This window comes from Mycobacterium sp. NGS45 (assembly GCF_059812645.1).
Genome location: NZ_JCALDB010000019.1, coordinates 46278 through 57546, shown reverse-complemented (window position 1 = coordinate 57546; position 11269 = coordinate 46278). Strand labels below are relative to the sequence as shown.

The 11269-nt window shown below is 68.7% G+C and carries 12 protein-coding genes and 1 pseudogene; 2 read left to right on the top strand and 11 right to left on the bottom strand.

The features are described 5' to 3' along the window. Positions 1–117: 117 nt before the first annotated feature. From menE to AC5Y3P_RS17045, 8 genes and pseudogenes are all read right to left on the bottom strand, one after another. Positions 118–1227: an o-succinylbenzoate--CoA ligase gene (gene menE, locus AC5Y3P_RS17080; protein ID WP_500047148.1), complete on the bottom strand. Its 1110-nt coding sequence runs from the start codon at positions 1225–1227 to the stop codon at positions 118–120. Between the two features lie 47 nt (positions 1228–1274). Continuing rightward, positions 1275–1577, bottom strand: a complete 303-nt coding sequence (locus tag AC5Y3P_RS17075) for a DUF3349 domain-containing protein (protein WP_500047106.1) — start codon at positions 1575–1577, stop codon at positions 1275–1277. A gap of 63 nt (positions 1578–1640) precedes the next feature. Next, positions 1641–1925 (bottom strand): hypothetical protein, encoded by a 285-nt coding sequence (locus AC5Y3P_RS17070; protein ID WP_500047147.1) that lies wholly within the window; start codon positions 1923–1925, stop codon positions 1641–1643. A 150-nt stretch (positions 1926–2075) separates the two neighbouring features. Further along, a pseudogene (locus AC5Y3P_RS17065) lies at positions 2076–3267 on the bottom strand (inorganic phosphate transporter); the annotation flags it as partial. A gap of 147 nt (positions 3268–3414) precedes the next feature. Continuing rightward, complete coding sequence (locus tag AC5Y3P_RS17060) at positions 3415–3807, bottom strand: VOC family protein (protein ID WP_500047105.1); 393 nt, start codon at positions 3805–3807, stop codon at positions 3415–3417. Between the two features lie 17 nt (positions 3808–3824). Next, complete coding sequence (locus AC5Y3P_RS17055) at positions 3825–4685, bottom strand: SDR family oxidoreductase (RefSeq protein ID WP_500047104.1); 861 nt, start codon at positions 4683–4685, stop codon at positions 3825–3827. A gap of 11 nt (positions 4686–4696) precedes the next feature. Then, positions 4697–5626 (bottom strand): 1,4-dihydroxy-2-naphthoyl-CoA synthase, encoded by a 930-nt coding sequence (locus AC5Y3P_RS17050; RefSeq protein ID WP_500047103.1) that lies wholly within the window; start codon positions 5624–5626, stop codon positions 4697–4699. Positions 5627–6006: 380 nt separating this feature from the next. Next, positions 6007–6456: a nitroreductase family deazaflavin-dependent oxidoreductase gene (locus AC5Y3P_RS17045; RefSeq protein WP_500047102.1), complete on the bottom strand. Its 450-nt coding sequence runs from the start codon at positions 6454–6456 to the stop codon at positions 6007–6009. 81 nt (positions 6457–6537) lie between these two features. Here AC5Y3P_RS17045 and AC5Y3P_RS17040 point away from each other — a divergent pair, with 81 nt between their 5' ends. Both AC5Y3P_RS17040 and AC5Y3P_RS17035 read left to right on the top strand, forming a co-directional pair. Further along, on the top strand, positions 6538–7362 hold the full coding sequence (locus tag AC5Y3P_RS17040; protein ID WP_500047101.1) for a hypothetical protein: 825 nt from the start codon (positions 6538–6540) through the stop codon (positions 7360–7362). 6 nt (positions 7363–7368) lie between these two features. After that, positions 7369–8013, top strand: a complete 645-nt coding sequence (locus AC5Y3P_RS17035; RefSeq protein WP_500047100.1) for a hypothetical protein — start codon at positions 7369–7371, stop codon at positions 8011–8013. On the opposite strand, the gene AC5Y3P_RS17030 is transcribed toward AC5Y3P_RS17035, so the two are convergent. The 3 genes from AC5Y3P_RS17030 to AC5Y3P_RS17020 form a co-directional block, all read right to left on the bottom strand. Next, positions 8014–8700, bottom strand: coding sequence for an HAD family hydrolase (locus AC5Y3P_RS17030; RefSeq protein WP_500047099.1), 687 nt, complete (start codon positions 8698–8700; stop codon positions 8014–8016). A gap of 156 nt (positions 8701–8856) precedes the next feature. Beyond that, a complete protein-coding gene (fadD8, locus tag AC5Y3P_RS17025; RefSeq protein WP_500047098.1) occupies positions 8857–10479 on the bottom strand; it encodes a fatty-acid--CoA ligase FadD8 in 1623 nt (540 codons plus the stop codon). Positions 10480–10506: 27 nt separating this feature from the next. Further along, a complete protein-coding gene (locus AC5Y3P_RS17020; protein ID WP_500047146.1) occupies positions 10507–11190 on the bottom strand; it encodes a GntR family transcriptional regulator in 684 nt (227 codons plus the stop codon). Between the last annotated feature and the right edge of the window lie 79 nt (positions 11191–11269).

Genomic DNA, 11269 nt, shown 5'->3' with positions numbered 1-11269 from the left:
CGCGCTCTACCGTCTCCGTCCCGCTCTACGGGCCCGCAGGGCGGGCCTGGAGACGGTAGAGCGGAAAGGTGGCGGGCCTGGAGACGGCAGAGCGGGAAGGTGCAAGGCGACGGCCGGTCAGCTGAATCGGGCGATCAGTGCGCGCCGGTCCACCTTGCCGATGCCGCGGCGCGGTAGTTCGTCGAGCACATGCAGCTCGCGCGGTGCAGCAGTGGAATCCAGTGTGCCCGAGACGAGTTCACGCAGTTCGGCCACGCTGGGCGCAGTGGCGCCGGCGGTCAGCGTGATGGCCGCCACCACGCGTTGGCCGAGTCGGTCGTCGGGGACACCGAACACCGTGCACTCGGCGATCGCCGGGTGGCTGGCCAACGCGGCCTCGACCGGCCCGGGCAGCACCGTCAGGCCACCGGTGCTGATCGCGTCGTCGATACGGCCGAGCACCCGCAGCACCCCGGAGTCGTCGAGCGCGCCCAGATCGTCGGTGTGGAACCAGCCGGCCTCGGCGAACGGGTTGACCGGCGGGGGATTGCGGTAGCCCTTGGCCAGGGTTGTGCCGCCGAGCGCGATCCGCCCGACGTCGCCGTCCCCGTCGATGCGCACCGTGACACCGTCCAGTGCGGTGCCGTCGTACACGCAGCCGCCGGCCGTTTCACTCATGCCGTAGGTTCGCACCACCGAAATACCTGCTGCGGCAGCACCTTCGAGCACCGGAGCGGGTACCGGTCCGCCGCCCAGCAGCACCGCATCGAGCTCGGCCAGGGCTGAGCTGGCCGCCGGGTCGGTGAGCGCCTTGGCCAGCTGCGCGGCCACCAGTGATCCGTACCGGCGGCCCGCTCCCATCCGGGCCACCGCGTGCGGCAGTTCGGCGATGTCGAACCCGTCGCGCAGGTCCATCTCGACCGGCACCGTGCCGGCCAACACGCTGCGGATCAGCACCTGCAGGCCGGCAATGTGCTGCGACGGCAGCGCCAACAGCCAGCTGCCCGGCCCGCCGAGCCGATCATGGGTGGCGGTCGCGCTGGCGATCAGCGCTGCCGCGGTGAGCATCGCCCCCTTGGGCGTGCCGGTGCTACCAGAGGTCGCGACCACCAGCGCGACGTCGTCGTCGATGTCCTCGCCGGCCCGCAAAGTCGTGGTGAGCAAATCGCTTTCCCGCAGATTCCCACCCGGGACCGGAAGCAACGGGCTGTCGCGGTCGTCCAGCACCCCTTCCAGCGCGGCCAGCATCGACAGCGCCGACGGTTCCGCCGGCACGACGAGGGTCCGCAGCGTAGCTATGTGCCGGCCTCGCCGTCGCGGGGATCATCGAGGGGCCAACCCTGGTGGGCGAGGCGGGCCCGGACCCGTTCCACATCCTCCGGTGAGGGCAATTCATCGGTGATACGCATGATTTCGGCGCCGATGTCGATGTGGTCGAAGTCGGGTCGGTTCTTCAATTCGCAGGCAACCAGTTTCACCTCATCGGCGCTGAGTCGCCGGGACAACAACGCCAGCAGCGGGAAGTAGTCGGTGGGTGGCACGCCTTCGGGGTAGCCAGCCCGCAGCCAGGTGACGATCTTGTTGAGGAATGTGTTCACCTGATGCCAACTTCCACCTGCAGGCGCACCGGTCGCCCTTTCGCTGCTGCAGCCGTCGCCAGTTTACTTCGGTTCGGCGCCAAGGATGTACCAGCCAGTGTGGTGCCCGATGAAGTCCCGGGCGATGAACAACACCCCGACGATCACCGCGATCAACACCACGGCGAAGATCAGCCAGCTCAACGCGACCAGCAGCTGGTTGCGGCGGAGCTGCCCGTCGGCGTTGACGGTCCCCAGGCCTTCGGCGTTGAGTCGCACGCCCAGCGAGAACAGCGCGGGCAGTCCGGCGCCGACGATCAGACCGGCCACCAGGATCTGCAGTACCGCTGCGGTGTTGAACCAGCTCATGAGACCTCGCCTCGCGCTTGACCGGACATCAGCGCACCGGCGTCTCGGGCTGACGCGGCGGGGGAGCGGCCAGTAGGTCGGTTTCCAGCGCAGCGAGGTCGGCGGCGATGTCGAGGTCGCCGGTTTCCACCGGGATGATGTCGATCGCGCCGGCGTCGGTGTCGGTGACCGCGGCGCCGGCCACCGGGCGCGCACCCGCAGCGCTGTTGGTGCCGGTGGTCAGGTTGCCCTGCCATTCGTCGTTGACGTTGGTGTGGTCGATCGGAGCCTTGCGGGACTGGCGGTAGATCAGCGCGGCCACCAACACCAGGGCCGCAAAGCCGATGCCGGCGCCGGCCCAACCGCCGATGCCGTGCACCACGAAGTAGGTCAGCGCGCCGACGGTCGCGGCCGCCGGCAGCGTGATCAGCCAGGCGGTCGCCATCCGGCCGGCCACTCCCCAGCGCACCTCGGCGCCGGGCTTGCCCACACCGCTGCCCAGGATGGAGCCGGTGGCCACGTGTGTGGTGGACAGCGAGTAACCAAAATGGCTGGACAGCAAGATGATGGCGGCCGATGAGGTCTCGGCGGCCATGCCCTGCGGTGATTTGATCTCGACCAGGCCCTTGCCCAGGGTGCGGATGACGCGCCAGCCGCCCAGGTAGGTGCCCAGCGCGATGGCTCCAGCGCAGGAGAAGATCACCCAGAACGGCGGCATGTGATCGGACTGGTCGGCAGCGCCGTAGGAGATCAAGGCCAGGAAGATGACGCCCATGGTCTTCTGCGCGTCATTGGTGCCGTGCGCCAGCGACACCAGCGACGCCGAACCGATCTGGCCGTAGCGGAAACCCTTTTCGACCCGGTCCTCCGGGTACTTGCGCACCGTGCGGTACACCAGCCAGGTGCCGATGGTGGCGACCAGGCCGGCCAGGAACGGTGCCAGGGCGGCCGGCACCAGCACGGTGGACACCAGGCCGCTCCAGATCACGCCGTGTCCGCCGACGGCGGCCAGCATGGCCCCGACGATGCCGCCGATCAGCGCGTGCGACGAGCTGGACGGGATGCCCAGCAGCCAGGTCAGCAAGTTCCACACGATCCCGCCGACCAAACCGGCGAACACCAATTCCAGGGTGACCAGGCCGGACTGCACCAGCCCCTTGGCGATGGTGGCCGCCACGGCCGTGGACAGGAAGGCACCGACCAGGTTCAGTGAGGCAGACAAGGTGACCGCGACCTTGGGCTTGAGCGCCCCGCTGGCGATCGAGGTGGCCATCGCGTTGCCGGTGTCGTGGAATCCGTTGGTGAAGTCGAACGCCAACGCGGTGATGACCACGATGATCAACAGGAACAACTGGAAGTCCACGCCTGGATTGTTGCCGTTGCCGACCTGTTATGTAAAACCAAACGCCGGAAGTTGCGGGTGGATTTTTTCTTCGACCGGCAATGTTTGCCTGTTGTTCACCTTCGCAGGGGCTGCAGGCTGCTTCGGGGGCTCTGAGCGAGAGCCAGGTCAAGGCTTGTTGCGGGTGTCGCGGCGCAGCGGGTGGTTCTCGGGAACCTGCACAAAGATCAGCGTGACGCCGTCCGGGTCGGTGACGTGCATCTCGTGCAGGCCCCACGGCTCCCGGCGGGCTTCCCGCGTGATCGCCACCCCCCGGCCCCGCAGCTCGGCCTGGGTCGCCGCCAGGTCGCGGACCTGCAGCCATAGCGCGCCTGGGAATGCTGCCGTGGCCTCGGCGGTGGTGCCGTGGCCGGCGATCTCGATCAGCGACTGGCCGGCGTAGAACACCGTGCCGGCGCCGTACTCGCGGGCGATCGCCAGGCCCAACTCGTCGCGGTAGAAACGCAGCGTGCGCTGATAGTCGGCAGGCCGCAGCAGCACCCGGCTGGCCAGGATCTCCACGCCCGTCACCTCCTCGTTTAGCCGGTCTCGTTCGGTTGTACGCGTTGCCGGCGCATTACGCTGTTCACAAACCCGGGGGCGACGACGTCGACCGCGCGCGCGGTGACCGCGATCCGCGGCGCGATCCGCACCGGCCTGGTGCGTGCGGCGCGCACCATCCACTCGCCGGCCTCGGCGGCGCTGAGCGCCGGCATCCCGTCGTAGGCCCGGGTCGGCGCGATCATCGGGGTGGCCACCAACGGGTAGTACAGCGTCGTGGAGTGCACACCGCGCACCGCCCACTCGGTCTCCATCGCCCGGCTCGCGGTGGACAGCGCCGACTTGGATGCGTTGTACACCGAGAACAGCGAAGCACCTTCGCTCATCACGCCCCAGGTTGCGACGTTGATGATGTGACCGTCGCCGCGGTCGAGCATGGCGGGGGCAAAACCGCGGATCAGCCGCAGCGGCGCGTAGTAGTTCAACCTGATGGTGCGCTCGACGTCATGCCAACGTTCCAACGACTCGCTCAGTGGACGGCGGATCGAACGTCCCGCGTTGTTGACCAAGATGTCAACGGGCCCAACTGTTTCCACCAGATCGTCGATGGCGTCCAGGTCGGACAGATCGCATGCCCGTGCCTCGGCGCGGCCGCCGGCGGTGCGGATCCGCTCGGCCAGCGCGTCGAGCAGTTCTTGGCGCCGCGCCACCACGACGACGTCGGCCCCGGCCTGCGCGAACTGTTCGGCGGCGGCTTCCCCGATCCCCGAGGATGCCCCGGTGAGCAGAATCCGCTTGCCGCGCAAGTCGATATCGATTCCGGTGGGCAGCGACCACGGCGGCCGCATCCCGGCCAGCACGGCGCTGCGGGTGAACTTGCGCAGGGGATTGCGGCTCATGGCGGGTTGCCTCAGAAGTAGCGGGGGAACGGGGTCCAGTCCGGGTCGCGCTTCTCCAAGAACGCGTCCCGGCCTTCGACGGCTTCATCGGTCATGTAGGCCAGTCGGGTCGCCTCGCCGGCGAACAGCTGCTGGCCCACCAGGCCGTCGTCGAGCAGGTTGAACGCGTACTTCAACATGCGTTGGGCCTGAGGGGATTTGCCGTTGATCTCGGCGGCCCATTGCAGTGCGACGGTCTCCAGGTCGGCGTGGTCGACCACCTCGTTGACCGCGCCCATGTGGTGCATCTGCTCGGCGGTGTAGGCGCGGCCCAGGAAGAAGATCTCGCGGGCGAACTTCTGTCCCACCTGGCGGGCCAGGTAGGCGCTGCCGTAGCCGCCGTCGAAGCTGCCGACGTCGGCGTCGGTCTGCTTGAACCGGGCGTGCTCGCGGCTGGCCAGCGTCAGGTCGCACACCACGTGCAGGCTGTGCCCGCCGCCGGCCGCCCACCCGTTGACCAGACAGATCACCGGCTTGGGCATGAATCGGATCAGTCGCTGCACCTCGAGAATGTGCAGCCGGCCGGCGCGGGCGACGTCGACGGTATCGGCGGTCTCACCGCTGGCGTACTGGTAGCCGGACCGGCCCCGGATGCGCTGATCGCCGCCCGAGCAGAAGGCCCAGCCGCCGTCCTTGGGCGAGGGGCCGTTGCCGGTCAGCAGCACCACCCCGACATCCGGAGACATCCGGGCGTGGTCGAGTGCGCGATACAACTCGTCGACCGTGCCGGGCCGAAACGCGTTGCGCACCTCGGGCCGGTCGAAGGCCACCCGGACGGTGGGCTGCAGGTTGCCGTCGGCGTCGACCTGGCGGTGATAGGTGATGTCGGTCAGATCGGCGAACTGAGGGTCGAGATCCGCGACCGGACGCCACTGGTTGGGATCGAAGGGGTTGTCGGTCACATGGTCCTCCTACGTCAAGCCGCTGGCGGGGGGGCAACGCTTCGCCGGTTCTGGTGGCCGAGGTCGACGTCATCGAATCGCACCCTACCCGTGGTGATCAGAACGGTTCTCCGGAGCTTCGGGATGACCACGCCGCCGCGGCCGACAAGACACAGACGACATTCGGGTCGCCGCCCAGCTGCGCCGTGCTGAACAGAACTCCCGGCGGTTGCCGGGGCAGTGAAAAGGGTGAATAGACAAACGCTTCGACAACCTTAGGCTCGGTGACAGCCCTGGTTGCGAAAGGCGGAACTGCTTGCACCGAAGGTGATCCCGGTCAGATCACCCAATTGGCCGGAGCGTTTGCCATGGCCGGCGTGTTCACCGCCGAAAGCTGAGCATCAACTCGGATCGAGGCGGAAGACCGCGCAGCGCCCGGCCAGCGCCTCGAACTCCTCGGGTCGACCCTTGGTCACCAGGCCCGCGTTCTTCATGAAGCTCACACCGGTGGGCACCAGCGTGGGGAACTGGTACAGCAGCGGCCGCGCTTGTTCGGCCGGCATTTCGACCATCCGGATTCGTTCGGTGCGCCGGCCCTGCTGCAACGTCGCCGCGGGGTTGGCCCGCGCGTTGCGCACCCAGTCGGCACCCGGGAAGCCGCCGACCACGTACCGCTGGCCGTCCACCGTCATGGGCGTGACCGGCGTGGATCGTGGCCGGCCCGAGGTACGCCCGGTGAGGGTGAGGACCGTCGGCGCGTTGCCGCCGAGGACGCCGGTGCGCCCCACGGCCATCAAGATCTTGTTCATCGGCTTGAGCCACCGCGGTGGCCTCGGATCCGGGTTCGTCATCAGATGTCAGCCTAGATCGGCTCGATGCGGCACACTCAGTAACGCGCGACTGCTCACGCTCGCAATGGAAAGGTGACATCGGTGGGGAATCCTTACGACCCGCAGCAGTACCAGGGCCAAGCGCCCGGGCCATATCCCAATCCCGGTTACGGCCAAAGCGGTGGCCACGCTGCGCCGTCGGTTCCGCCGTCCTATGGGGCGCCCGGACCGGTCCCGCCGCAGTGGGGACAGCCCTACCCGGGACAGCAGCGCAGCCCCAAGCTCAACCTCGGTGCGCTCGACCTGTCGAAGATCTCCGCGATCGTGGTGGTGGTCGCAGGCCTGGTGGTGCTGCTCGGCTCGTTGTTCTCGCTGTACACCGTGACGGTCACGCCGTCGGCGCTGGACGTGCCGGACAACGAAGCGCCCTCCGGTGAGGTGAGCGTCGGGATCGGGTTCTTCGACGTCGTCCCGATCCTGACCCCGCCGGTGGTGGCACAGGCGATTCCGCTGCTGCTGGCGCTCGCGGTGCTCAGCGCGCTGCCGGTGATCTTCAGCGCCGAGCGCAAGACCGCACCGCTGGCCGCGGTGTTCGCCGGCACCGGCACGCTGTTGGCGCTGCTGTTGACGATCAGCAACCCGTTGCCGTCGGTGAAACTCACCGGTGCGCTGGCCGACGCCTTCGAGGAGGAGGTCGGTGCCGACTCGGTCGACAGTCTGGTCGGCTCGGTGGCGACCATCGGTGCCGGTGCGGGCCTCATCCTCGCCCTGATCTTCGGTCTGATCGCCTGGGCGGCAGCGCTGGTGATGGTGTTCAAGCGGGACGTGCCCGCCGCCCCGGCCGGCCCGGCGCAGTTCGCTCCGCAGGCGCCGCCGAACTCGGGCTGGGTGCCGCCGTCGGCACCGACCGAACAGCCGCGGTGGTGACCGGCGATGGTCTACTACCCACCGCCGGGGCCGGTCGGCCGGCCGCCGGCTCCGCGTTCGCTACCTGAGTGGTTGCCGGCCGCGCTGCTGATCGTGGTGGCCTTCATCGGCGTGGTGTGCACGCTGCTGCCGATGTGGACGTTGTCGTTCGAACCGGACGCGCTGGACTCCGGGCTGGGCAGCGAGATCTACGGCCCCGATTACGAGGAGCTCTACCCGAGCGGTGCCGTCGAGGTGGGCATCGGTTTCTACAGCTGGACCGCAGCCAATTTGCCTATGGTGGCCGCGATTCCGATCGCGCTGGCGGTGGCATTGGCGATCGGCGCGACGCTGCTGGTGCGCGGCTCGGACCGCACGCTGTGGGGTGCGACGGCCGCGGTGGCGGTGTGCTCGCTGCTGATGGCGATCGCCGCGGCGATCCGGCCGGCCCCGGTCACCGAGATCACCGGTGATCTGGCCGACGAGATCAGCCCAGCCGATCTGGACCGATTCGACTACGGCTCCTCAGACGCCGACGTCGGCTACGGCGCCGGGTTGATCATCGCGATCATCTGCCTGGTCGCGGTACTGGGCTTGGCCACCTGGCAGTACTTCACGGCCGAGCGACGCCCGCCGGTCCCGGCGCTGCCCGCCGGCCCGTACCCGTACTGATCAGAGCGCGACGCCGGCGTCGCGCACCGCGCGCAACAGTGCGTCCGGGCGCTCGGTGGTGGGCAGTGGATCCACCAGGGCGAACTGACAGCCCAGCGCGCGGGCGCCGCCGTCGGCCTCGTCGCTGTCACCGACCATCAGAGCGTGCTCGGCCGGCACGCCGAGTCGCTCGAGTGCGGTCTCGAAGATCCGCGGATCCGGTTTGACCGCACCGACCTCGAAGGACAGCACGAAGGCGTCGACGTCACCGTCGGCCCCGATCGCCTCGAAGGTGGGCCGCACGTCGAACGCGATGTTGGAGACCACCGCGGTGCCCAGGCCGCCGGTCTTCAGCCCGGCCAGCACCTCGGCGGTGTCCGGATAGCACGTCCAGGAATCCGGTGAGATCAGTCGTTGGTACAGCGATTCGGCGTGGTGGTCGGCCACCCCGGACTCGCGCAGCACATGCAGGTAGGCCTCGCGGTGCAGATGCGGCGCCAGGTCCCGGTTCACCCAGGCGTGGTACTCGTCGGGCCCCATCTGCACCGACCGCCCGGTCGGCGCGGTGAGCCGGCGCATCAACTCGGCCTGCACGTGACCGTCGACCGCGCGGTCGTCGACGGTCATGCCCTCGAACCAGCTGTCGTCCTCTTCCAGGCGGAACAGGGTGCCGGAGAAGTCGAACATCACGGCGCGAATCGGCGACATGGTTCGATGCTGCCAAACCCGGGGTGCCGGCGGGTGGTGTTGCGCTCTGCCGTCTCCGGCCGCCCCCACTTCGCGCTCTGCCGTCTCCGTCCCGCTCTTCAGGCCGAGTAGGCGGGAAGGAGACGGAAGAGCGCGTGGCGCAAGGGGCGGCGACCGTCAGCCGACGGCGCGGCCGGCGCCCTCCCAGAACCGGGCCCGCACGGCCTTCTTGTCCGGCTTGCCCAGACCGGTCAACGGCAACGCGTCGACGACGACGACGGACTTCGGCACCTGCACCGAACCCTTGCGTTCCTTGACCGCAGCCTGGATCTCGGCGGTCATGGTGGCGATCGAAGCCTCGTCGGTTCCGGCGTCGGCGCGCAGCACCACCACCGCGGTGACGGTCTCACCCCACTTGTCGTCCGGTGCGCCGACCACGCACACCTGCGCCACCGAGGGATGTTCGGCCACAACGTCTTCCACTTCACGGGGATACACGTTGAAACCGCCGGTGACGATCATGTCCTTGACCCGGTCCACGATGAACCAGTAGCCGTCGGAGTCCTCGCGGGCCATGTCGCCGGTGCGCAGCCAGCCGTCGCGGAAGGTCTTGGCGGTCTCCTCGGGCAGCTTCCAGTAGCCGCCGGACAGCAGCGGACCGGACACGCACACCTCGCCGACTTCACCTTGGGGCACCGGATTGCCGTCGGCATCGAGCAGCGCACACCGTGCGAACAGCGTGGGCCGACCGCACGAGGTCAACCGCAACTCGTCGTGATCCTTCTTGCCCAGATAGGAGATCGCCATCGGGGCTTCGGACTGCCCGTAGTTCTGCGCGAAGATCTGACCGAACCGGGAAATGGCCTCCGCCAACCGAACCGGGTTGATCGCCGAAGCGCCGTAGTACACCGTCTCCAGCGAGGACAGGTCCCGGGTGCGCGAATCCGGGTGGTCCATCAGCGCGTACAACATCGCCGGCACCACGAACGTCGCGGTGATCCGGTGCTCCTCGATGTAGGCCAGCGCAGCGCCCGGATCGAACTTGGCCATCACGTGCATTTCGCCGCCCTTGATCAGGGTGGGCAGGAAGTAGGCGGCCCCGGCGTGCGAGAGCGGGGTGAGCATCAGGAACCGCGGGTTTTCCGGCCACTCCCATTCGGCCAGCTGGATGGTGGTCATCGTGGTGGTGGCCTGGGTGGTCATCATGACACCCTTGGGCTTGCCGGTGGTGCCACCGGTGTAGGACAACCCGTTGACGTGATCGGGCGCCAAATCGGCTGCCACCAACGGTTTTGGTTCATAGCGTTCGGCTTCGGCGGTCAGGTCCAGCGCGACGGCGCCGGCCGCCTCGGCTGCGGCGGCCAACTCGGCGGGCACCGGACCGATGGTCAGCACCTGGTTGAGCGCGTCCACCTTGCCCAGCAGCCCGATCGCGCGTTCGGTGAACGCCGGGTTGGGGTCGATGATCAACGCGGTGGCACCCGAGTCGGCGAGCACATAGGCGTGGTCGTCGAGTGAGCCCAGCGGGTGCAGCGCCAACCGACGGTAGCCCCGGGTCTGGCCGGCGCTGGTGATCATCAGCACCTCGGGCCGGTTCAGCGACAGCAGTCCGGAGACCGCGCCGGAGTCGGCGCCCAGCGCGTCGAAGGCTTGCACGTACTGGCTGATCTTGGCGGCCATCTGGCCGCCGGTCAGCGTGGTGTCGCCCAGGTGCAGCACCGGCTTGTCCCGGTGCCGCTTGAGCGCGCCGATCAGCAGGTGGCCGGAGTGCACGGGATGACGCAGGAGATCTTGAGCCATGGGCCAAGACTAGAACGTGTTCCAGTTCTAGTACACCACCGCATCCCAGACGGCTTGGATCCGGTCCGGTTGGGCCTGCCCGGTCTGCTCCCGAAGTGCTTGCCCGACGAGCAGTTTTCCGGTGTTGACCAGGTGTGATCGCATGGCCGCCGCGGCAGCCTCGGCGTGCCCGGCCAGCACCGCGTCGACGATCGGGGTGTGCTCGGCGTCGATGTCGACGAGCGTTCGTGTCTTGTCCGCGGTGGCGGCGCCGAGTAATCGGGTGGTCTCGCGCAAGCCCTTGACGATGCGCCGGGAGCGCTGGTTGCCGGCCAACTCCAGGATCAGGTCGTGTAGGCCTTGGTCGTGCTGGGCGAAGCCGCGGTCATCGCCGGCGGCGACCGCGCGGCGCATCGCCTCGCGTTGCCGACGTAGCCGGTCGCGGCCGACGTCGTCGACGGTGCCGGCCACCCGGCGCGCCGCCGGCACCTCCAGGGCGAGCCGGACCGCAAAGATGTCGGCGATGTCCTCCGGTTGCGGTGCCAGGATCTGAAACCCTTGGCGGGCTTCGAATTTGATCAGGCCGACCTCTTCGAGGCGCAGCAGTGCCTCGCGCACCGGGGTGCGGGAGACGCCGAGGGCTTCGGCGAGTTGGTAGACCGAGTAGCGCACCCCGGGCCGCATCCGGCCGTCGTCGATGGCAGCCCGTACCGCGGCGGTGGCAGCTTCCATCCGCCGCCCGTGCGGGGCCAGCGGGGTCACGTCGGGAAGTCCGTGCGCCACCCCGGTACCGTAGCATGCTAGGACGTTG

Bases quoted from the DNA above. Each gene is read 5' to 3' on its own strand.
- menE (WP_500047148.1), bottom strand. From the start codon at position 1,227: ATGCTGGCCGCGCTGGAAGGGGTGCTGGACGACCGCGACAGCCCGTTG.
- AC5Y3P_RS17070 (WP_500047147.1), bottom strand. From the start codon at position 1,925: ATGAGCTGGTTCAACACCGCAGCGGTACTGCAGATCCTGGTGGCCGGT.
- AC5Y3P_RS17055 (WP_500047104.1), bottom strand. From the start codon at position 4,685: ATGAGCCGCAATCCCCTGCGCAAGTTCACCCGCAGCGCCGTGCTGGCC.
- AC5Y3P_RS17045 (WP_500047102.1), bottom strand. From the start codon at position 6,456: ATGACGAACCCGGATCCGAGGCCACCGCGGTGGCTCAAGCCGATGAAC.
- AC5Y3P_RS17035 (WP_500047100.1), top strand. From the start codon at position 7,369: ATGGTCTACTACCCACCGCCGGGGCCGGTCGGCCGGCCGCCGGCTCCG.
- AC5Y3P_RS17030 (WP_500047099.1), bottom strand. From the start codon at position 8,700: ATGTCGCCGATTCGCGCCGTGATGTTCGACTTCTCCGGCACCCTGTTC.
- fadD8 (WP_500047098.1), bottom strand. From the start codon at position 10,479: ATGGCTCAAGATCTCCTGCGTCATCCCGTGCACTCCGGCCACCTGCTG.
- AC5Y3P_RS17020 (WP_500047146.1), bottom strand. From the start codon at position 11,190: ATGGAAGCTGCCACCGCCGCGGTACGGGCTGCCATCGACGACGGCCGG.